This window comes from Nitrosomonas oligotropha (assembly GCF_900106555.1).
In the GTDB taxonomy this organism is placed as follows: domain Bacteria; phylum Pseudomonadota; class Gammaproteobacteria; order Burkholderiales; family Nitrosomonadaceae; genus Nitrosomonas; species Nitrosomonas oligotropha_A.
Genome location: NZ_FNOE01000004.1, coordinates 70,836 through 94,555 on the forward strand (window position 1 = coordinate 70,836; position 23,720 = coordinate 94,555).

Below are 23,720 nucleotides of genomic sequence, written 5' to 3' on the forward strand. Positions count from 1 at the left end.
ACGATGACGGCATTGCTTACGTTATTCATTCATCACTTTTGCAGGATATTCGTATCCAGAACACCTTATGCAAAATTTGGGATGATGTTCTATATCGCAAGCATCGGCTTCACAGCGGATGTACAGGCGGACGAAGCGGCTGAATATATGCTAAAAGCCGCTTTTTTGTATAACTTCGCGATCTTCACCACCTGGCCCGACCGCACCACGGATAATTTTAACCTCTGTATTTACGGAAAAGATCCTTTCAACCAGGATCTCGACTCATTAATGCGGAAAAAGCATATCAATGACCGCAAAGTGATCATCCATAGAATCAATACCATTGACCGCCTCAGTCAATGCCAGCTGGTATTTATTTCCCGCGCCGCGATCGGCGATTTAGCGGATATCATCGATGACCTGAAAGATAAGCCAGTCCTGACCGTGGCGGATAGCCCCGGTGTAAGCCAGCAAGGTGTTGTACTCAACATGAATGTCAAAGATGACAAGATCACATTCGAGGCCAATCTGACAATGGCCAGAAAAGCAGGATTGAGCTTAAGTTCTCAATTGCTGCGCCTCGCCACCAAAGTACAGCAGTAACAAAAGCCGCAATCCATCCAACATTTCATCGATTACAAACGCAATCGGTTATTGCGGATTGGTTTTATCAATGAAAGTTTTTAAACGAATACTTCAAATAGAATAGGATAAATCCTACTTTTCTTCTTTTTGATTTTCAGTTTCGCATGCTTTAATCTCAGAATTTAAGAACCCACCCAGCTGATCGTGCGTATATCACAGAAACAATCTTCTTTCAGCAAAAATCACCGCGCAGGAAAAGACTTACTCTTTTGTTTGTTCTGCATGCAATCGCTACCGGTTCTCGCCGCGACCAATCTGGAGCAAATGAGCTTGGGAGAATTGATGAATATCAACGTCATCGGCGCTTCCAAATACGAGCAGAAACAACAGCAAGCGGCAGCGGCTGTCAGCATTATCACGCGCAAGGATATCCGCACCTATGGCTGGCGCACGCTGAATCAAGCTTTGGCGAGCCTGCCGGGCATTCATCCCACGTATGACTATCAATATGAATATTTGGGTACGCGCGGTTTTGGATTACCGGGAGATTTCAATACGCGCGTGCTGATCACCGTCAATGGCAACCGCATCAACGATGCCACGTACGACCAAGGACCGACAGGACGGGATTTTCCACTCGACATCGATCTGATTGAGCGCATCGAATTCATTCCCGGCCCCGGCAGTGCGGTGTACGGCCAGAACGCCATGCTCGGCGTGGTCAATATCGTGACCCGCAAAGGCGCCGACATCAAAGGCGCCGAGCTGTCAGCCTCGTACCAAACCGCCGAAATCATGCCGCAAGAGCGCGTCACACTGGGCAAACAATTCGATAATGGCACCGATGCGCTCATCTCTTTTTCCGGCTTGCAATCGCGCGGCGCGAATCATTTCTTTGAATTCGGCGATTCCGGCATTTCCGGTTTCGCGCACCGCATGGACGGAGAGAACGTCAAGCAGTTGTTCGCACGCGCCTCGCATGGCCCGCTATCGTTCGATTTTATCTACGGTAACCGGCGCAAGGATGATCCTACCGGCATGTTCTTTTCCGATCCGCTGGTAGCGGGCCAGTTCCAGCGCGACCAGCGCCTCAATACACAAATTCAATATAACGACAATTTTGCCAATAACACCTTAAACGTACTTGGACGAGCGTTTCTCGGCCAATACCGCTATGATAATCCGATGATTTACGGCGGTGACAGAACCTTATCCACCGGCCCCAGCGATTGGCATGGCGTTGAATTGCGCTTGCTGTCGACGGCGCTTACCGATCATAAGCTAATGGCGGGCTTCGAGTACCAGAACAACACCAGCATCAAACAAACTTTCCAGAATTTCAGTTCTCCGGACGAAAATATAACCATCAAAAGCACCGTAATGCGCATCGGTGTGTATCTCCAGGACGAGTGGCGCATCACTGACACGTTGTCCGCCACCGTTGGCTTGCGTTACGACCACAACCACTGGATCGGCAGCCGCCTGAGTCCGCGCGGCGCGTTGATCTGGCAGGCCACGCCCAAAGCCACATTCAAGGCGCTTTATGGTCGCGCGCACCGTTCGCCGAATTCATACGAACGTGATTATGGTGACAATATTTCACAGGTCGCGAACCCCGGATTGCACAGCGAATCGGTCGATACCGCCGAATTGGTCGCGGATTATCTCGCTCAGCCTACCCTGAACCTGCGTGCGAACGTCTACGCCTGGGATATGTACCACCTCATTGCGCTCGGTATCGATCCGCTCAGCGGATTGTCCCAATATCAGCAAAATTCCAAAAAAGTGGTCGCTAGGGGCGCGGAACTGTCGCTCGATAAAACCTGGGATTGGGGTGCGCGTTTGCGCGGCAGCTTCGGCATCCAAAATGCCGAGCAGCAAAATTCCCATCTGCCCAATTCCCCCTATTATCTCGGCAAACTCAATTTTTCCCTACCCATCCCACTGATTACCGGATTGCGAGCCGGCTCTGAATTGCAATACTACGGCAAACGTAAAACGCTCGATGGCTCCAATACCGATAGCTACGTGCTTGCCAATCTCAACTTAGTCACTAATGTTCCGCAAGTGAAAGGATTGGAAGCCTCGCTCAGTATTTATAACTTGTTTAACGAAAACTATTTGCACCCGGCTGCGGATACCAATTGGCAGAATACTTTCTGGCAGCCCGGACGGACGGTTCGCTTCAGGCTGGATTATCGCTTTTAAGTGCACGTCGATATGTTATTTAAACAGCCTTACAAGCAAAAAAACCCGCAGCAATGCATCGCTATAAAGCATTGCTGCTATCCCTGCTTTTCACTCAAGCAAAATACCTGGCTATGCCGCCAAGAATTTAGAGCAGATGAGCATAGAAGAATTAATGAATATCCGTGTCGTGGGTGCTTCAAAATATGAGCAGAAGCAACAACAAGCTGCCGCCGCCGTCAGTGTGATTACGCGCATGGATATCCGTACCTATGGCTGGCGCACACTGAATCAGGCATTGGCGAGCCTGCCCGGCATTCATACCACGTATGATTATCAATATGAATACCTAGGTACACGAGGCTTTAGTCAGCCCGGAGACTTCAATTCTCGTGTACTGATTACGATTAATGGCAATCGCATCAATGACGCGACCTACGATCAAAGCCCTACGGGACGGGATTTCCCGCTCGACATCGACTTAATTGAGCGGATTGAATTTATTCCCTGGTCTGGCAGCACGATCTACGGTTTGAATGCCATGCTCGGCGTGGTTAATATCATTACCCGCAAAGGTGCTGACGTAAAAGGCGCTGAACTTTCGGCATCGTATCAGACGGCGGAAATCATGCCGCAGGAACGTGTTACCTTGGGCAAACAATTCGAAAATGGCGCTGATGCACTCATCTCCTTCTCCGGTCTCCAATCCAGGGGCGCGAACCGTTTCTTTGAATTCGGCGATTCCGGTATTTCCGGCGTGGCGCGTCACATGGACGGAGAAAACGTCAAGCAAATGTTCGCTCGTGGTTCGTATGGCCCGCTTTCATTTGACTTCATTTACGGCAATCGAAAGAAAGAAGATCCAACTGGTGCCTATTTATCCGATCCGCTGATACCGGGTCAATTCCAGCGGGATCGCCGCCTCAATGCACAAATTCAATATAACGATAATTTCGCCAACGATACCTTGAACGTGCTCGGACGAGTGTTTCTGGGTCAGTACCGCTATGAGAATACAGCGGTTTACGGCAGCGAGAGAACCTTATCAACCGGCCCGAGCGATTGGCATGGCGCCGAATTACGCTTGCTTTCAACAGCCATTACCGATCATAAATTAATGTTCGGCGTTGAATATCAAAATAATACTGACATCAAGCAAACATTCCAGAATTTCGACAACCCCGCTCAGAATATCGCGCTCCACAACTCTGTTCTGCGGATAGGCGCTTATATTCAGGATGAATGGCGCATCAACGACGTTTTGTCTGTCACCGCGGGGTTGCGTTATGATCACAACAAGTGGATAGACAGCGTCTTCAGCCCACGCGGCGGATTGATCTGGCAAGCGAGCCCCAAGGTTACATTCAAGGCATTGTACAGCCGCTCGCATCGCGCACCCAATTCGTTTGAGCGTAACTACAGCGATGGCACTTACCAAGTCGCCAATCCAGGATTACAGAGCGAAATGACGGATACCGCGGAGATTGTGGCGGATTATCTGCCACTGCCCAGCATGAATTTGCGCGCCACCGTTTATCAGTGGGACATGCACAATATCATCGCAGCCGGTGCCGATCCGATCAGCGGGCTTGCGCAATATCAACAAACGGGGAAAAGAGTCTTAGCCAAAGGCACTGAGCTATCTCTCGACAAAACATGGGATTTCGGGAGCAGGCTGCGCGCGAGCTATGGCCTCCAGAATGCCGAACAACACGATTCCCATTTGGTCAATTCACCGTATCATTTAGGGAAAATTAATATCTCCATTCCGATACCGCTGATCACGGGCTTACACGCCGGTTACGAATTGCAATACTACGGCAAGCGCAAAACGCTCGACGGCACCCATACCGACAGCAATGTGCTCGCCAATCTCAACTTGGTCACCAACGTCCCGCAAGTGAAAGGGTTGGAGGCTTCGCTCAGCATTTATAACTTGTTCAATGAAAACTATCTGCATCCGGCGGCAGATAGCAATTGGCAGAATGCTTTCTGGCAGCCCGGACGTACCGTGCGGTTCAGAATGGACTATCGTTTCTAAGCGCGCCGATATGACATTTCCGCTCAAAAAACTCCGCCAGCAAGCGCAACGCATAGCCAAGATTATGGCTATGATCGGCTGCATTGCGTTATCGGTGCACTCGCCCGTGACACGCGCCGAGCAACCGTCGGAATACCGTTTAAAAGTAGCTTTCCTTTATAATTTCATCGCTTATACTGAATGGCCGGAGCAGCAAAGCCTCAATTTGAATTTTTGCATTTATGGGGATGATCCATTTGGTGAACATCTGCAACATTTACGCGGCAAAAAAACCAGCGAGCAAGAGATCGTGATTCAGCACAAGAACACTATCGAAGATCTCGCCGCGTGTCAGATTGTTTTTATTTCCCGGTCGGTTATTCACGATCTGGGCACCATCCTCAATCAATTGAACGAGAAGCCGATATTAACCATCAGTGACAGCCCAAATGCCAGCCTGCAAGGTGTTGTGATCAACATGTCTATCAAAGAGGGTAAAGTAACCTTTGAAGCCAATATCGCACGCGCGAAAAGAAATGGCTTAAAACTCAGCTCTCAATTACTACGTTTCGCCAGTGAGGTATATCAATAATGAAGAGTTCATCATCGGCCGCCGTAACATTGCGCGCCAAATTGCAGCAAATCAGTTTTGCCACACAGGGCACCGCCATGCTGCTGGTTGCAACATTGGTAATTTTGAGCAGCTTCTTCATCAGCTTTTTCTCGTTATTACAAACCAGTCAATCAACAGCGAAATTACTGGCGGAAAATGCGGTAGCGACATTGATGTTCCAGGATAAGACGACTGCCGAAACGCTGTTACGCTCCCTCAACAACACCCTGGAAGTACAGGCTGCGGTTATCTATAATGAAGAAAAAAAACAATTTGTGCAGTACTCGGTTGAGAACAAATCGCTCCCGGAATCCTTGCCGACATTGACCGAAAACTATACGTCGGATATTCATTCATTAACCATCACGCAACCCATTTACTTCAATGACCAGCTCTTGGGCGGTCTTTATCTGGAAATTACCCTCTCTCCGCTGTATTGGCAGATTCTTTGGTATGTTGTCATTACCCTCGCCGCAGCGATCATCGCTTTATTCGTCGCCAACCTGATGCTGCAGCGATTTAACCGCTCCGTGCTCGACCCGCTCAACGAGCTCTCTTCCGTGATGGTGCATGTCACCAGCAAGGCGGATTACACCACACGGCTGGAACCGGGTGCGATTACCGAATTGAATACGCTATCGAAGGGATTCAATAACATGCTGGAGATGATCCAAGAACGCGATGCAAAGCTGGCAAACCATCTCGATCACCTCGAAGACGAAGTCACGAAAAGAACAGCCGAACTGTTGCTGGCGAAAGAATCCGCTGAAGCCGCGAGTAAAGCGAAAAGTGAATTCCTGGCCACGATGAGCCACGAGATCCGCACGCCGATGAACGGCATTCTGGGTATGACCGAGCTGTTACTGGATACGCACCTGGATAAGGATCAGCGCCGTTTTGCAGATACCGTCCAAAGCTCAGGACAACATCTTTTGGGCATCATTAACGACATTCTTGATTTCTCCAAAATCGAGTCGGATCACATGGAATTGGAAATCATCGATTTTGACTTGGTCAAGATGATTGAAGACACACTGGCTATGTTCGCGCAGCCCGCAGATAAAAAAGGCCTGGAGCTGGCGGCACAGTTTACCCCGCCCAATATCGCCTTCATGGTACGCGGAGATTCGTTCCGGTTACGTCAGATCATCGCGAATCTGCTTAATAATGCCATCAAATTCACCTCAGAGGGCGAAGTAGTCGTTCGCACCACGCTGACCAATGAATCGGGGACACGATCAAATATCAGCATATGCGTGGAAGATACCGGGATTGGTATTCCTGCGGAGTATCATGACAAGATCTTCCAGCATTTCTCACAAGCCGATGGTTCTACAACGCGTCAATATGGCGGAACCGGTCTCGGATTAACGATCTGTAAACGATTATTGGAACTGATGGACGGAAGCATCCATGTCGAAAGCTTGCCGGGTCAAGGTTCCAAATTCTGGATACATGTGCCGCTGGAAAAATCGCAGCTGGAATACAGCCATTCCTCCAATATGGCCGATTTAATTGGCATCAGGGCATTGGTTGTCGATGACAATCAGACCAACCGGGAGATTCTTAAAATACAGTTGCAGAACTGGCAAATTAACGTTGTGTGCGCCAGTGGGGCCGAGCAAGCACTCATGTTCATGAACAAGGCGCTGGAAAACAACGAACCCTTTCATTTAGCCATATTGGATATGCACATGCCCAAAATGAACGGCTTGCAATTGGCCGATAAAATTTATGCGCACCCCGGCATGCGTAAAACGCGCATGATGATGCTCACTTCAACCCACAGTGATGCAAGCCAGTTGGAAAGACAAAGTATCGGGATTCTGCGTTGCGTCAATAAGCCAATCCGCCAGAAGGAGTTATTTGAAATTATCCGCGACGTAATGGGCCGCGATCTCGCAAAATCCGCCACGGAGGATGTTATTGAGCAAGCTCCGTCGGCTCAGCTTACAGCCGGAATAAAGGGCAGGATCCTGGTCGCTGAAGACAATCCGGTCAATCAGGAAGTGGCTAAAGCGATGTTGAACAGACTTGGCATGGAGACGACCATTGCGAACGATGGAAAACAAGCGGTAGAACTGGTTTACAGCAATTCGTACGATATTATCCTCATGGATTGTCAAATGCCGGTAATGGATGGCTTTGAAGCAACCTCGGAAATTCGCAAGCAATACGGCAATATCCCCATCATTGCACTGACGGCAAATGCAACCGAAGATGATCGCACCCATTGCTTAAATGCCGGGATGAATGACTTTCTTTCCAAACCCTACTCAATCGATCAATTGCAGCAAAAAATCACGGATTGGTTATCTAAAGAAAAAAGTAACTCATTGAATGCTGTAGAATTAGAAGCTATTGATATGAAACATGATGCTAACATTATGCCTGCACTCAATCCAACACGGCTGAATCAAATCCGGGAACTTGATTCATCGGGTGGAAATAGTTTACTGAACAAAATTCTGCAAGCCTTTCTCGAATCCGCTGAAAGCAATATCCGCCAGCTTGAGCAGGCCCTCTTGAATTGTGATGCCGATAGCCTGCGCCAAACGGCTCATGCGTTAAAATCCAGTTCGGGCAATATTGGCGCCGAAGACTTATCCGCCATCTTTAAGCAACTGGAAGCGGATGGCCGGTCAGGAGAACTCGCTCATGCGCACACGCTACAGCAACACATGCAGCAACAATACCAAAGCGTAATTACCGAGATTAAAAAAATACTCAATCCATCGTGACAACAGAATCTTTCAGAATCCTACTGGCCGATGATGATGCAACGGTCAGATTACTGATGCAGGCCGCTTTAGAAAAAGCAGGCTTCGATGTCACCGTGGCATGCGACGGCGTGGAAGCGGTTCGCTTGTTTGACTCAAGGCCTGCGGATATGGTCATGCTGGATGTTGAAATGCCGGGTATGGACGGTTATGCGGTTTGTTCGTATTTACGGGAGAGAGTAGGCGACGAATTACCCATCATGATGGTCACCGGAATGGATGATATGCAATCGATCAACCGTTCCTTTGAAGCCGGCGCGACCGATTTTATTGCCAAACCCATCAACTGGAATCTAATCGCTTATCGCATTTTGTACTTGCGGCGCGGTTATCTGAACATGCTCGCGCTCAAAGTTGCCAATGCGCGCAGTACTGCAATTTTCAGCGCCATTCCCGATACCATGTTCATCTTGAACGATAAAGGCAAGATTATCGATATCTGCAGCCATCCGGATAACACACCCTGGTTGACTGCCGGTGCGGAAAGCACACTAAGCCAAAGTCTGCCGGAACAAATTGTCAGTCTTTATCTGGGCGCGGCTGATCGTGCGCGCAGCCACGGCACGGTGGAGCTTTTCGAGTACCCGCTCAAACTGGCCGACGGCAAAACCAAATACTATGAAAACCGTATCGTGGTTATAGATCCCAAGGAAACACTGTGCCTGGTGCGCGATATCACGGAACGCAAAGACTCAGAAAATAAAATATTTCACCTCGCTTATTTCGATAATCTGACCGGATTACCCAATCGTCAATCGTTCATGGAGCGCTTGGAGAGCGAAATCAAACGCGCCCAATTTACGGGTAACAAATTAGCGGTACTGTTTCTCGATTTGGATGGATTCAAAAGTATCAACGACACCATGGGACACAATACCGGCGACACCATTCTACAGTGGGCGGCCGAACGGTTACAGAGCAGCACGCGCCCTTCCGACTTTGTTTCCCGCAATAATACCGAACAGCCGGAAGTTAAACTCGCCCGCCTCGGAGGTGATGAATTTACGGTTGTCATTCCCAATCTTCCGCGCACCGAAGATGCACTGATTTTGGCGCACCGCATCCGCGAAGCCATGCGCCGCCCTTTCCAGCTTGAGAGCCGCGATGTCGTGTTAACCGCAAGCATCGGAATTGCTTTGTATCCGGACGATGGCGCAGACGCGGAAACTTTACTCAAGCATGCGGATACAGCGATGTATCACGCCAAGAATGAGGGCAGGGATAATTGTCAGTTCTACAACGTCGACTTGACCTTTCAAGCCGAGAAACGCATGCATCTGGAAAATGATTTACGCAATGCATTACAACAGAATGAATTTTATCTTGTCTACCAGCCGCAACTGGATGTAGCGGAAGAAAACTTCCAGTCGGTGGAAGCGCTGATCCGTTGGCAACATCCTAAACAAGGGCTTATTTCGCCGCTTGACTTTATTCCGCTGGCGGAAGAAAACGGCTTGATTATTCCGATCGGTGACTGGGTGCTGCGAACCGCCTGCACCGAAGCCGCGCAATGGCATCAACGCGGACGGCCATTACAGGTTGCGGTCAACCTCTCGCCGCTGCAAATTAAGAATCCCGATTTTGTTAAAAATGTGCTCGATATCCTGGCGGAAACCGGTTTTCCACCAGGCAAGCTGGTATTGGAAATTACCGAGGGCGCCTTGATGGAGCATAGCGAAAATATCTTGGCAACACTGCTTGCGTTGCGTGAACATCATATCCAAATTGCCTTGGATGATTTCGGTACTGGTTATTCGTCGATGAATTATTTAAAGCGCTTACCCATTAATAACATCAAAGTGGACCAGAGCTTTGTGCGCGGCTTACTGGATAAAAAAGAAAATCTCGCGATTGTCCGGGCGATTATCTCGTTATCGAAAAATCTTGGCTTTTCCATTACCGCCGAAGGTATAGAGTCACTGAATCAGGCGCAGGTCTTGAAATATTTTGGCTGTGAAACTTTGCAAGGCTACTATTTCAGCAAGCCGATCACGATGCAAGAAATGCTCGCGCTTACCGATAAGCAGTGGCGCATTGAGCCACTCAGACCGAATGGAGTCAATCATGAAAGTAGCTGACATCAATCAATTAAATATCAGCTCTTCACTGCCCAGTCCCAAAGGCGTAGCGCTCGCTCTGCTGGAAGCCTGCCGGCAAGAGGATGTCACCATCAGTGAAATCACCAAACTGATCCAGACCGATCCGGCACTCTCAGGCCGTCTGATTCAACGCGCCAATGCCACCAAACAAACCGCACGTGCGGTTTCATCGATCTCGGATGCAGTGTCGCGTGTCGGTTTGACCGCGGTCAAGCAACTGGCCATGGGTTTTTCCTTGATCGACCAATATCAGAAAGGCTCCAGCCAAGGATTTGACTACCAGGAATTCTGGTCGCATTCGTTGTTGATGGCGATCGCCATGCAAGAATTGGGCAAAGTAACCCGAGTGACAGCACCTGATGAATTATTTGCCTGCGGCCTGATGATGCGTATCGGTTGCTTGGCATTGGCTACAATCTACCCGGACAAGTATTCTGAAATACTGCTGCAACAATCGCCTGACATTACATTGAGTCAATTGGAACAACAGTATCTGCAAACCGACCATAACGAATTGACGGCAGCCATGTTGATCAATTTCGGCTTTCCCACGATTTTTGTCGAATCCATTTACTATCATGAAACCCCGGACGAATCAGGTTTCTCCGAAGGCTCCCGCCCGTACCAGATTGTGCATCTGCTCTATTTGGCAAAACAAATCGCGGATTTCGCTGTAACCGAAGAATCCACACGGAACCAGCATATCTCCGCACTGATACTACTGGGCGGGAAAATTGGCCTGGACACCGAAACATTCGGTGCTTTTATCGACCAGATCGTGCAAGAATGGCACGCCTGGGGAGCGATATTGAAGATTCCGGTCATGGACTTTCCTCTGCCATTCCACAAGATGATGAACGCTTCGGCGCCACGCCCGGAAAATGCAACGAATGCCGCTGCGTTGCGTATCCTATTAGTCGAAGATGATCCCACCAGTCTTATTCTCACTAAAGAATTGCTCGCCAATGTACTCGGCCACACCGTGTTCACCAGCGGTGACGGTCAACAAGCGCTAGCGCTAGCAATGGAAGTCTTACCACATATCGTTATCACCGATTGGATGATGCCAGTCATGAACGGACTGGAACTGATTCGATCCCTACGCGCGACCGAGTGGGGGCAAAATTTATACGTCATCATGCTGACCAGCATCGAAGATGAAGAAGAAGTCATTAAGGCATTCGACGCCGGTGTGGATGATTACGTCACCAAGCCGATTAACATCCGCGCTTTCCGGGCCCGGTTGCGGGCAGCCTGGCACTACCGGCAACTACAAGAATCCTGGGAGCGGGACCGCGAACAACTCAAGCGTTTTGCCGCTGAACTGGCGGTCACCAACCGCAAACTGGAGTACTTTGCCTTAACCGACATGCTCACGGAGTTACCGAACCGGCGCTCCGGCATGGAAGCGCTGGCGGAAACCTGGAGTGTCGCCAACCGGTCTGGGCAATTGATGGCTGTGATGCTCCTTGACATTGATCATTTCAAAGCAATCAACGACAGCTACGGCCATGCGGTGGGTGATAAAGTATTGAAAGAAATATCCACGATCATCCGCAAAACCGCCCGTAAAGGCGATACTTTTTGCCGCATGGGCGGTGAAGAGTTTTTGGTCGTATGCCAGCTCGGAAATTCGGATGCCAAATCAGTTATTCAGTTCGCCGAAAGACTGCGCCAGCAAATCAGTCAGCAACAAATCAATATCGGTGAAATTCATATCCAAGTCACCATCAGTATTGGTGTTGCGTTAAAAGAATCCGGCATGAAAAGCGAAGACCATTTGGTCAACGCAGCCGACAAAGCCCTCTATGCCGCCAAAAACGCAGGGAGAAACCGGGTTTTTCTGACATTTAAAAACAGACTCCTGGCAGCACCGTCCGTCATCGCAAAACCTCCGATCAAAACTTAGTCCGTAAAAACTCTTCTTTTTTGGAAAAACAAACCTGAACTTGCTGTAATTAAGGTTTTGAAGAATTCTCTGACACAGTATCATGGCAACTTCTGACAGATATCGTTTTTAACAAAAACAAATGCCGCACGATCGCACTCACCGGAAATTGATGACTTTTGGTTTCGATGCTTAATCCGGCACAACTATTCCATCCGAAGCTATTCATCGTCCTTGCCCTCTGCTGGCTGGCAAATACCGCATCGGCCGAAAACAAATCGATCACCGGAAAGCAGCCGGTGAGCAATCCTTTTCTCGATCTGAGCATCGAAGAATTGATGAAAGTCGAAGTTACTTCTGCATCGCGGCATTCGCAGAAACTATCCGAAGTCCCATCCGCTATTTTCGTCATCACCCAAGACGACATCCGTCGCTCGGGCGCAACTAGTATCCCGGAAGCCTTGCGCATGGCACCCGGAGTCGAGGTCGCACGCATCGGCACAGATAAATGGGCCATTAGCATACGCGGCTTCAATGGACGTTTTGCCGACAAGCTGCAAGTCATGATGGATGGCCGCAGTGTCTACAATCCGCTGTTCGCCGGAGTGCAATGGGAACAGCAAGATACGCTGATGGAAGACATCGAACGTATCGAAGTCATCCGCGGCCCTAATGCGGCAGTCTGGGGCGCCAATGCGGTTAATGGTGTGATCAATATCATCACCAAAAAAGCTGCCGATACGCAGGGGGCATTAATCTCCGGTGGCGGCGGCAGCTTTGAGCGCGGCTTTGCGGGCGCGCGCTACGGCGGAAAAATCAACGACGACACGCACTACCGTTTTTATGTCAAGGGATTCACCCGCGACCACATGAAAACAGTCACCGGGGAGAACGCCAACGATGCTTGGCATCAAGCCAGAGGAGGCTTCCGGCTGGATCATGCGCGCGGCATCGATCTGTTTACCGTGCAAGGTGATATTTTTTACAACGCCTTTGGCGACCGGCTGGATAAATCGCAATTGAGCGCGCCAATCATCCAGGCAGAAACGGCCAGAGGACATAATGAAGGCGGCAATATCCGCCTGCGCTGGGACCGGAAGTTCTCGGAAAAATCGGCCATCATGCTGCAAACATATTACGATCGTGTCGATTATCGCTTGTTAACCAGCTCGATTTTTAGCGCCGAAAGTTTCGACATTGATTTGCAACATCGTTTCCCGCTTTTTGACAAACACGATGTGACGTGGGGGGCGAACTACCGTCTTTATCACAACAAAGTATCTGACACCGAGTTGATTTCCTTCAGTCCGCGTGAGCAAACCAATCATCTTGCCAGTGCTTACATTCGCGATGAAATCACGCTATTGCCCGAACGCTTACGGCTCAATCTGGGCTCACGCTTTGATCACAACGATTTCACCGGCATGGAAATCCAGCCTAATGCACGTTTAATGTGGACACCGGATAACCAAAACTCGATCTGGATGGCCGTTTCTCGCGCAGTACGGACACCTTCCCGGGCGGAAAATGATATTCAGCTCAACACCCGGACACTCGGTGCAATTCCCGGTTTATCAGCGCTGCTCCCGTTTCCGGTTTTGGCACAACTCAATGGTGCTTCAAACTTCAACGCGGAAAAGCTAATCGCCTACGAAATAGGTTACCGGCATCAGTTTTCACCTCAGGCTTCCATCGATATTTCCGCTTTCTACAATGATTATAGCCAGTTACGCGACCTATCTGTCGGATTGCCGCTGTTTCACGCAAGCTTCCCGCCTCATTTGATACTACCGGTCGGACTGACCAACAAAGCTTCGGGGCATACACATGGGGTGGAAACATCGATTGAATGGAAACCGCATGACAAATGGCGTCTGCAAAGCAGCTACAGTTACCTGAATATGCATATTCACTCCGATTCGCCACTAAGACGAATCGACCCGACAACCGGCAGTGCCGACAAAGTCAGTCCGCAACATCAGGTATCCGTCCGCTCGAATTACGATTTATCGGAAAAATTGCAGCTCAATCTTTGGCTGCGTTATGTCAGCAGCGTGGATTTCTATCGGATTCCCGGCTACGTCACCATGGACGCCAAACTGGTGCATCGCCCCCTCAAGAATGTCGAATTATTTGTGGTCGGGCAAAACCTGTTCAGCCAGAATCACAGAGAATTCTCTGCCGATTTTCTCCCTTCATTTCCAGTCTATATACCGCGCGGCGTTTATGCCGGAGCGGAATGGCAGTTTTAGCGATGAATACCGGACAAACAATCCATCAGCTCGTTGGAATGCAAACCGAGCCTGCAGTCCGGGAGCTGACTCTAATGCGTAAACGGCTGTTGCAGCTCACTGTTCTCTGCTTCCTGGGGTGTTTTGTAGAACTTGCACCGGCAAGCGGCAAGCTTGCCGAAGATCAATTTCTGAATTTAAGCATCGAAGAATTGATGAACATCAAAGTCACCACGGTGTCACGGCGTCCGCAAAAACTAACGGAAGTGGCATCCGCTGTCTTTGTGATTACTCAGGATGATATTCGCCGCTCCGGCGCCACCAGCATTCCGGATGCCTTAAGAATGGCGCCTGGCGTACAAGTAGAGCGTATCGATACGAATAAATGGGCTGTCAGTGTGCGCGGTTTTAACGGCCGCTTCGCCAATAAACTGCAAGTCCTGATGGATGGGCGCAGCGTCTACTCCCCTTTATTTTCAGGCACATTGTGGGAGCATCAGGATACGTTGATGGAAGATATCGAACGTATCGAAGTGATTCGCGGGCCTGCCGCTGCGGTATGGGGCGCGAATGCAGTAAATGGCGTGATTAACATCATCACCAAGAAAGCCGCCGATACCCAGGGAACACTCCTCAGCGCGGGCGGTGGAAGTTTTGAACACGCCTTCGCCGGTGCACGATATGGCGGGAAAATTAATGAAGATACACCGTTCCGTGTTTATGCCAAAGGCTTCACGCGAGACAATACGGCATCGTTATCCGGAGAAAACAATCGCGACCAATGGCATTCGTCTAGGGGAGGATTCCGCGTAGACCATAACCGCGGGATTGATCAGTTCACCCTGCAAGGCGATGTTTTCTTTAATTCCAACGGCGATAGAATCAATAAAGCGGTACTCGATTTGCCAGCCATTCCGATCAACGGTTACCGTGGCTATGAGGAAGGGGGAAATATCCGTTTCCGTTGGGACCGGACAATGTCCGATCGCTCTTCCATCATGTTTCAAACCTACTATGACCGTATCCGCCAGAAGATATTGCCGGTTGTTGATTATGATGCTGAAAGCTTTGATCTTGATTTTCAGCACCGTTTCTCCTGGCTCGACCGGCATGACTTAACCTGGGGTGCGAATTACCGGCTTTATCACAATACGTTCTTCGATACCGACATCATTAATTTTAATCCGCGCACGCGCACCAATCAGCTCTTCAGCGGTTTTATTCGCGACGAAATCTCGCTAATACCCGATTACTTGCGGTTTTCAATCGGCACTCGATTGGATCACAATGATTTTAGCGGATTGGAGGTACAGCCCAATGCACGCCTCATGTGGACTCCCGATGCTGATAACTCGCTCTGGATGGCGGTTTCACGCGCAGTTCGCACCCCTTCGCGCGCTGAACACGACATTCGTATCAATTCGGCGCAAATACGTGATTTTCCGGGATTGTCGATATTGCCTTTCCCGATATTGGCGGTAATCCAGGGCTCGCACGGCTTTAATTCCGAAAAACTCATCGCTTATGAATTAGGCTATCGTCATCAATTCTCTCCGCGCGCGTCCGTCGACATCGCCGGATTTGTTAACGATTATAGCCAGCTGCGCGATGCCAGTTTCGGCGCATTGTCGCTGAGCACAGGGATGCCCATTCAACTGTTGTTGCCGGTCATGGGCAATAATAAAGCATCCGCATTAACTTACGGATTTGAGATTTCCGCCGATTGGAAACCAACCGACAAATGGCGCTTGCAAGGAAATTACAGTTTTCTGCACATGGATATCTCCGCAAGTTCACTAACAAGAAAGTTTGATCCCATTACCAGCGGGGCTGACAAAGTCAATCCTCAACATCAAGTGTCGCTCCGTTCAAACTACGATTTTTCGGATAAATTGGAGGCTAATCTCTGGTTGCGCTACATCAGTGATATTTCGTATTACAACATCCCCGGCTATATCACGATGGATGCCAAAATAACGTATAAACCGGTCAAAAACCTTGAGCTGTTCGTTGTCGGGCAAAACCTGTTTAGTCAGAATCATCGAGAGTTCGTGGCTGATTTCCTGCCTTCATCACCAGCCTTTATTCCGCGAGGAATCTATGGCGGGGCACAGTGGCGCTTCTAATCAGAATAATGAATATGCCCACACTTAACCAACTCATCAGACGCTCAAGCACAATCGTGAAACGATGTGTCTACGGCTTCATTCTGGCCCTGGGGTTAGGTTACGGTCTGCCGGTCACACACTCAATCGCCCAAGCGGGCGGTATCACTGAATATCAGGTCAAAGCGGCTTTTATCTATAACTTTGTCGCATTCACGCAATGGCCGGACACTACCGGACAAACCATTCATCTTTGTGTCTACGGCGAAGACTATTTTGGCAGTGAAATCGATAAATTACAGAGCAAACCATTGGATAAGCGCGCTATCAAAATAGTGCGCATCAACAATCCGGAAAAATTGGCGGATTGCCAAGTGGTATTTTTCTCAAAATCGGCCGGCAGCTCGCTATCAAACTTATTAAGCAACTTACCGGCGCAGCCTATCCTGACCTTGGCCGACAGCCCCAATGCCATATCCCACGGGATAATGATCAATATGAATCTGGTCAATGAAAAAATTGTATTTGAAATTAATCTGGAAATTGCACGCAAGTCCGGATTGGATATCAGTTCAAAATTACTGCAACTTGCTGTCAAAGTGTATCAATAGCCCCGGCATTCGATTGCCGGAGCCCTTCCCAAACGTCACTGTAATTATCCCTGCACAAAAATTCCTGCTTTTTTGTAAGAAATAGTCATTTTTTATCAGCCAATTCCTGCCATTGCGCTGATCCATAGCATGCGAAAATTCATCCGAATATTGGTCGAGTTGTGAAGCCGTCGCAATCATTCTAAGCGATTGCGCTGCCACACCCGATCTAACCAGCATCACTCGAGAGTGTGTTGAAACTTGCTCAGTTCAACCCTGAAAACCTTTGTAGTACCCACATCAGCGCAAAGAGACCGTTGTAAATGAAAACATCCCTATGAAGATATTTTGTCCATTTACTCAATTGCATCCCATTCACCGGAAAGCAAAGCAGCAGCATGGTAAAACCATGACGCTGCGGCTTGCAAGCTTGTTTCTGCTTGGATACCTTGCGAATCCGGCGATGGCGGAGAACCAATCGATCAATAATCAGTTTCTGAACCTGAGCATTGAAGAATTGATGAACGTCAAGGTAACCACGGTCTCGAGAAATCCGCAACGGCTTACCCAAGTGGCATCCGCAGTTTTTGTCATTACCCAGGACGACATCCGCCGCTCCGGCGCCACGAGTATTCCGGATGCGCTGCGTATGGCGCCCGGCGTGCAAGTCGAGCGCGTTGGCACCGATAAATGGGCCATCAGCGTACGCGGTTTTAATGGTCTTTATGCCAACAAGCTGCAAGTACTGATGGACGGCCGCAGTGTCTATTCACCGATTTTCTCCGGCGTATTATGGGAACAGCAAGACACGCTGATGGAGGATATTGAGCGCATCGAAGTGATCCGCGGGCCTGCCGCCACATCATGGGGATCCAATGCAGTCAACGGCGTCATCAATATTATCACCAAGAAAGCCGCCGATACCCAGGGCGCACTCTTTACCGCCGGCGGCGGAAGTTTCGAGAACGGTTTTGCAGGCGCCCGCTATGGCGGCATGATCAATGAAGACACACCTTTCCGTGTCTACGCTAAAGGATTCACCCGAGGCCAGACTCAAGCGCTTTCCGGGGAAAGCGCCAACGATCAATGGCATTCGGCCAGGGGTGGATTCCGCATCGACCATAACCGTGGCATTGACCAATTTACCTTGCAAAGCGATTTCTTTTCCAATTTTGATGGCAGCACGCTGGATAAAAGCGCTTCCAATCTATCGACCAGCCGCTCCGGTGACATGCGCGGACATAACGAAGGCGGCAATATCCGTTTTCGCTGGGACCGGACGTTCTCCGAGCAATCCGCTTTTATGTTGCAAGCCTACTACGACCGCAGCCGGTCGCAATTATTGCCGATCGGGAAATTCGATGCCGAAAGCTTCGATGTGGATATGCAATACCGGTTCCCTCTGTTCGAGCGGCATAATCTGACGTGGGGCGCCAATTACCGGCTATATCACAACAAAGTTCCCGATACCAATCTACTCACGCTTTCTCCACGCGAACAAACGAATCATTTAATCGGCACGTTTATCCGCGATGACATCACGCTGATACCGGATCGCTTGTTGTTTACAGTAGGCAGCCGGTTTGAGCATAACGATTTTACCGGTATGGAGATACAACCCAATGCGCGCCTGATGTGGACACCCAATACGGAGAATTCGATCTGGATGGCAGTATCCCGCGCCGTCAGGACGCCTTCTCGCGCTGAAAATGACGCCATCATCAATATCACGCCACAATTACAAAGCTCTATCGGATCACCCCTGTTGCCGTTTCCTATCAGCGCATTATTAAACGGTAGCAGTGGCTTCAATTCCGAGAAATTGATCGCGTATGAATTGGGATACCGCCATCAGTTTTCGCCCCAGGCTTCCATCGACATGACAGGTTTTATCAACGACTACAGTCAAATGCGGGATTCAGCTCTGGGCGCTTTATCACTGAGCACCGGATCCCCGAGGCAGCTTATTTTCCCTTTCACGATCAGCAACCAGGGATCCGCGCTCACCTATGGTTTTGAGACATCGGTTGATTGGAAACCCAAAGATAACTGGCGTTTGCAAAGCAGCTATAGTTTTCTCCATATCGACTTCTCCTCAAAAAATTTCCTGACGAAATCCGATCCTACCGGTGGAGGTGCAGAGAAAGTAACGCCGCAACATCAATTGTCGGTTCGTTCCAACTACGACTTTTCCGAACGGCTGCAATTCAATCTTTGGCTGCGCTATATCAGTAATATCGGGTTTTATCATATCCCCGGCTACGTCACGATGGATGCCAAGCTGGCATACAAGCCGGCAAAAAATATCGAGCTATTCGTGGTTGGACAAAATCTATTCAGTCAAAACCATAGAGAGACGGTATCCGAGTTCACGCCCATTGTTCCTGTGTTCATTCCACGGGGTGTTTATGCTGGCGTGCAGTGGCGCTTCTAGCGAGAATGTGAGCATGCACTTTTTGCATTGGCTATTGCGACTGCCGGATAGCCGCGTGACGCGCGGCATCCGGGCCTGCCTATTCGCTTTATTTCTCGGTTATGGCTTGCCTGCCGCGCACTCGCCAGTCTACGCGGGCGGCGTTTTGGAATACCAAGTTAAGGCTGCTTTCATTTACAACTTTATCGCATTCACGCAATGGCCCGGCACCACCGGCCCTACGATCAATCTGTGTGTATATGGGGAAGATTACTTTGGCAGCGAAATCGACAAATTGCAAAGCAAACCGGTCGACAAGCGGCTTATCAAGGTCGTGCGTACCACCGTCCCGGAAAAATTGGCGGATTGCCAGGTCATTATCTTCTCCAAATCGGTGAGCGGCAGCCTGTCGAGCTTACTGAGCAATTTACCCAACCAACCTATCCTGACCTTGGCCGACAGCCCCAATGCCATATCCCACGGGATAATGATCAATATGAGTCTGGTCAATGAAAAAATCATATTCGAGATTAATTTAGGAATTGTCCGCAAATCGGGATTGGATATCAGTTCAAAACTGCTTCAGCTGGCAACCAAAGTGCACCAGTAAGCACTATCTGACTTGCAATGCTCAGAAATGCTCGCTTTTTCCCGGTCAAATCCTTCTTTAGATCGAATACTTGAAATGTACAATATTTCTTATCCTTTCCATTGATGATCAAGAAGAAAGTCCATCACGGATACTTATCCATACCATCCAGTTAACCGGAGATTTAACTATGAAACGGCTCATTCTATCGGCTTGCACATTTATTATGATCGCTCACATTCAGCTTGCTTTCGCCACCCTATCCAGCGACACGGAAAAATTGCTCAATTGGGCTGAAAAGACCTTTCCGCAGTTCTTCCCCAATCCTCAAGTCACGCAAAATATCGAACCCTGGCTATTCCGCTATTATCCGGAGACTGGCGTTTATGCGGGTGTCAATAAAAGTGACAATACTGCTTATGTGCTTGGCGGGCCTTGGGGAAACAATCCGGCAGTGGTCGATACACTCGCTAACCTGATCACCCAGATCGACAGTTCCGGCGGCAACAGCGGCATCGCAGGTTGTGATACAACTGATGCGCTTTCCGGCGTATCGTACAGCCAAAGCGGCACTGTCGTGACAGTGACAACCAACGGTCAATGTGTCACCGCACCAGATATCTCTAAAACCAATCTCTGCCAAGTGCCTCAGCAAACAGCGGCGAGCGGTGTTTCGATGCTCGGCAGCAATACCATAACCGAATCCCGTATCGAAGGTCTGTCGACCAGTATTCCGGGATTACCCAATCCGTTTCAAGCCATTGTAGATGCCGCGGCCAATGTTAAACACTGCACGATGAATGCACCGGCTGCTACGGCCAATCTGGTTGTGAATTCCGATCTGTGTCTCGATATCACAGCGTCCATCAGCGAAACACTGGCAGGTTTACCAGTCACAGGCATCGTAGTTTCTCCGCCGGTGAAATATTACACAAAAGGAACCTATACCAGCCAAACGGTCAGTGATTGCTTTAATACCGACGCCACTACCGTCAGCGACGCTTTTACAGGAGAAGTTTGGGTGAAACAAAGCGGCAGTTTCGTCAAGATTCAATAACAAGCACGGATTAAGGCTGGCACGAAACCATCCGCGCGAATCATCTCAAAGTTGTGAGCTCGTTAAGTACAGCTGACAAACGAACAAAACGAGGTTCTCCAGGCGACAATTCATTGGCCGCTTGGAGACTATGGCGTGCTTCTTCAATCAGTTCCGGGGCCGGGCCTTTTTTCTGCATATAGGTAATGATCACATACGCCAGATTGAGTAGCACGCGTATGTTTGCCGGCATCGCGCTATAGGCATCGCGCATTGCACTTAGCGCTTCTTCGTACTGCCCTTTACTGATCAGCAATACCCCACGATTCATAATCAGCATGGCTTCTTGCCGTGAAGTTTCAATCAATCGGCTGCCTTCTTCGCCCATACCGGCTTGGTCAAATATTTCTGCAACATCGCGCAGTAAAGTAGCGCTTTCAGGATTATTCTTGATTTCACTTTGCAGTAACTGAATGGCTTTCTCTTTATCACCGGTCGTCAAGAGCAAACGGGCAATTTCCAGAGCTCCGTCAGAATCCGGATGTATGCTGTCATTGCTGATCGATTGACCCAGCTCATCGGCGATCTGTTTCGCCTTTTCGGTATTTCCACTTTGATGATGAATCAATCCTTCAACCGCCAATGCTTTCGTGCGCACTTCGTCCGCTGCAAAATTCTTATTGAGCTGCCCCAGCACTTTCAGTGCTTGTTCGGCGTTTTTATTGGCACTGCATGCCTTGGCAAGACCCAGATAGGCATCCGCCGTCCGCAATACGGAATTTTCTCCGAGCGACACACTCTTGCGAAATGCACGTTCGGCACCTTCCAGCTTACCGAGTTTCATCGCAACCTGACCGAGGTTTTTCTGCCGTGTCACTGAATTCGGCGATAGCTTCACTGTACGCTCCAGAACATTCCCGGCTTCTTCCAGATTACCCATGACTTGCAACGTATGCGCCAGCAGATCTTGCGCCTCAAGATAAGCCGGATTCGCTTCTGTGGTTTCTTCCAGCAAATGCTTGGCCGCATCCAAATCATTTTTCTTCAGCAATATTTTGGCCAACGCCGCTTTGGCCCAAGGAAGGTCGCGTACAGCCAGAATATCTTCCAGCACTTGTTTGGCACGGTCATACTCACCGCTAACCAGCAACAAATCACATTTGGTGCGAAGCAAGTCAGCCGCATGAGCTTTATCCGAAGCCAGACGCTGATCGCACAAATACATGGCTTTAGAATAATCTTGCTGTTTAATGGCCTTGTATATTTCCGCAAATGCCTCTTTTTTTGTCCAAATTTTGGCTAACCGTGAACGCAAGCTCGCTTCCGTGACCGGTTTCAGCAAATAAGCATCCGGCTGATATTCCGCAGTCCCGGTAACCGCTTCCATGGTTTTTTCCGCAGTGATCATGAGCCAAAGGCAAGAAGGCCCGACAAGCGATTGATATTTTGCTTCTTCAAGCACTTGCTGGCCATTCTTTCCGGAACCCAGGATAAGATCGCAGAGCACGATGTCAAACGGCACCTTTTTCAACCAGGCGATCGCTTCATTGCCATTGGTTGCCATATGTATCTTTTTCATTTCAGCGCCGCAACTACTGAGCATATCGCGCAAAATACTGCGCATCTCCATGTAATCATCGACGATCAATACATTTTTCCCTGAAAAATTTAACTCAGTGGCAGGCGTTGAGATGTCTAGCGGATTAATATGCATGATTCAAAAATTAGAATGAATGATGGTTACGGCAGATGTAGTACGAAGCAGGCGCCTTGCAGTGAGCCGCCGTTCTCCAGGCAAAGATCGCCTTGAACGCCTTGATTACGATGCATTCTTGCCACCATAGCGGAAAAATAAAGCCCCAAACCGGTATTACCGCCATGGAAATCGACGCTCTGCATGACATTACCGTTTCCTTCCAGTAACTCAGGCGGATAGCCATCACCATCATCTTCAACTCGCAACATTAATTGACCATCATGCTCTTCGGCACTGATCAAGATATGATCATTCGTATGACGCATGGCATTATTTAGCGCATTACCGATGACACCGCTGATGAGATCTTCATCAAAATACCAGTACAGCCCAGGATCTACCCGGATTTCCAGATGGATCTGGCGAAATTTAAGCAACTGCGCATATTGCGCTACAGTCATGCGCAAAAAGTCATCCAAGCAAACGGATTGCGGGTCGAAGGGATATATTTTTTGACCCAGCTTATAGAGTGTCAGTAATTGAATCAGGCGGTTATTGATGCGTTTCGCTTCATGATTCATTTGTACCAGTTCGGCATGCGTGGAAAGTTCGGCCGCTTCAGCCGATGTCAGCACTTTATCCAGACCGCAAATGAGCATGCTGACCGAGTTTTTCATGTCGTGCACGGAAGAAACCAGAAAGTTTGCCATATTGAATACAACCGGGGTGTTGGCTGTATTCGTCTGCTTCTTATTCGATATTCCTATCATGTGATTCCCCGCATAACATGCGTTTTCGATTCGTTATCAATGGGGAATCTAACGGCAAATCACTTTAAACCTGTAGTGTTGAAGCACAATCAGCAAGTTAGGGATAGATTCCTAGAGAAACGCTGATTCATTGATT

At 49.1% G+C, this 23,720-nt stretch carries 15 protein-coding genes; 13 read left to right on the plus strand and 2 right to left on the minus strand.

Annotated elements, in window-relative coordinates:
* The first annotated feature begins 81 nt into the window (after positions 1–81).
* The 13 genes from BLU57_RS03825 (at position 82) to BLU57_RS03885 (ending at position 21,139) form a co-directional block, all read left to right on the plus strand.
* Positions 82–585, plus strand: a complete 504-nt coding sequence (locus tag BLU57_RS03825) for a YfiR family protein (protein ID WP_090316441.1) — start codon at positions 82–84, stop codon at positions 583–585.
* Between the two features lie 264 nt (positions 586–849).
* Complete coding sequence (locus tag BLU57_RS03830) at positions 850–2,775, plus strand: TonB-dependent receptor plug domain-containing protein (RefSeq protein WP_090316444.1); 1,926 nt, start codon at positions 850–852, stop codon at positions 2,773–2,775.
* Between the two features lie 136 nt (positions 2,776–2,911).
* Positions 2,912–4,795 carry a TonB-dependent receptor plug domain-containing protein gene (locus BLU57_RS03835; protein WP_090316447.1) on the plus strand — a complete coding sequence of 628 codons (1,884 nt, stop codon included), beginning with the start codon at positions 2,912–2,914 and terminating at the stop codon, positions 4,793–4,795.
* Positions 4,796–4,805: 10 nt separating this feature from the next.
* Entirely contained in the window at positions 4,806–5,366 is a 561-nt protein-coding gene (locus tag BLU57_RS03840) for a YfiR family protein (RefSeq protein WP_090316450.1), read from the plus strand.
* Complete coding sequence (locus tag BLU57_RS03845; RefSeq protein WP_090316453.1) at positions 5,366–8,128, plus strand: response regulator; 2,763 nt, start codon at positions 5,366–5,368, stop codon at positions 8,126–8,128. The genes BLU57_RS03840 and BLU57_RS03845 overlap by 1 nt, the downstream gene beginning before the upstream one ends.
* The gene (locus BLU57_RS03850; RefSeq protein WP_090316455.1) at positions 8,125–10,245 is read left to right on the plus strand and encodes an EAL domain-containing protein; all 2,121 of its coding nucleotides are present in this window, start codon (positions 8,125–8,127) and stop codon (positions 10,243–10,245) included. Before BLU57_RS03845 ends, BLU57_RS03850 begins: the two co-directional genes overlap by 4 nt.
* Positions 10,232–12,175: a GGDEF domain-containing response regulator gene (locus BLU57_RS03855; RefSeq protein ID WP_090316459.1), complete on the plus strand. Its 1,944-nt coding sequence runs from the start codon at positions 10,232–10,234 to the stop codon at positions 12,173–12,175. The genes BLU57_RS03850 and BLU57_RS03855 overlap by 14 nt, the downstream gene beginning before the upstream one ends.
* A 167-nt stretch (positions 12,176–12,342) precedes the next feature.
* Complete coding sequence (locus BLU57_RS03860; protein ID WP_090316462.1) at positions 12,343–14,406, plus strand: TonB-dependent receptor plug domain-containing protein; 2,064 nt, start codon at positions 12,343–12,345, stop codon at positions 14,404–14,406.
* Positions 14,394–16,511: a TOL_0244 family TonB-dependent receptor gene (locus tag BLU57_RS03865; RefSeq protein ID WP_090316464.1), complete on the plus strand. Its 2,118-nt coding sequence runs from the start codon at positions 14,394–14,396 to the stop codon at positions 16,509–16,511. Before BLU57_RS03860 ends, BLU57_RS03865 begins: the two co-directional genes overlap by 13 nt.
* Before the next feature lie 56 nt (positions 16,512–16,567).
* Positions 16,568–17,101 (plus strand): YfiR family protein, encoded by a 534-nt coding sequence (locus tag BLU57_RS03870; RefSeq protein WP_256206102.1) that lies wholly within the window; start codon positions 16,568–16,570, stop codon positions 17,099–17,101.
* A gap of 316 nt (positions 17,102–17,417) precedes the next feature.
* On the plus strand, positions 17,418–19,514 hold the full coding sequence (locus BLU57_RS03875; RefSeq protein WP_090316467.1) for a TonB-dependent receptor plug domain-containing protein: 2,097 nt from the start codon (positions 17,418–17,420) through the stop codon (positions 19,512–19,514).
* Entirely contained in the window at positions 19,489–20,103 is a 615-nt protein-coding gene (locus BLU57_RS03880; protein ID WP_256206101.1) for a YfiR family protein, read from the plus strand. Before BLU57_RS03875 ends, BLU57_RS03880 begins: the two co-directional genes overlap by 26 nt.
* Positions 20,104–20,272: 169 nt before the next feature.
* Positions 20,273–21,139 (plus strand): hypothetical protein, encoded by an 867-nt coding sequence (locus BLU57_RS03885; RefSeq protein WP_090316473.1) that lies wholly within the window; start codon positions 20,273–20,275, stop codon positions 21,137–21,139.
* A gap of 40 nt (positions 21,140–21,179) precedes the next feature.
* Here BLU57_RS03885 and BLU57_RS03890 read toward each other — a convergent pair whose 3' ends face one another.
* Both BLU57_RS03890 and BLU57_RS03895 read right to left on the minus strand, forming a co-directional pair.
* Positions 21,180–22,832 carry a tetratricopeptide repeat protein gene (locus BLU57_RS03890; RefSeq protein ID WP_090316476.1) on the minus strand — a complete coding sequence of 551 codons (1,653 nt, stop codon included), beginning with the start codon at positions 22,830–22,832 and terminating at the stop codon, positions 21,180–21,182.
* Between the two features lie 26 nt (positions 22,833–22,858).
* Positions 22,859–23,584: a sensor histidine kinase gene (locus BLU57_RS03895; protein WP_090316478.1), complete on the minus strand. Its 726-nt coding sequence runs from the start codon at positions 23,582–23,584 to the stop codon at positions 22,859–22,861.
* Positions 23,585–23,720: the final 136 nt, after the last annotated feature.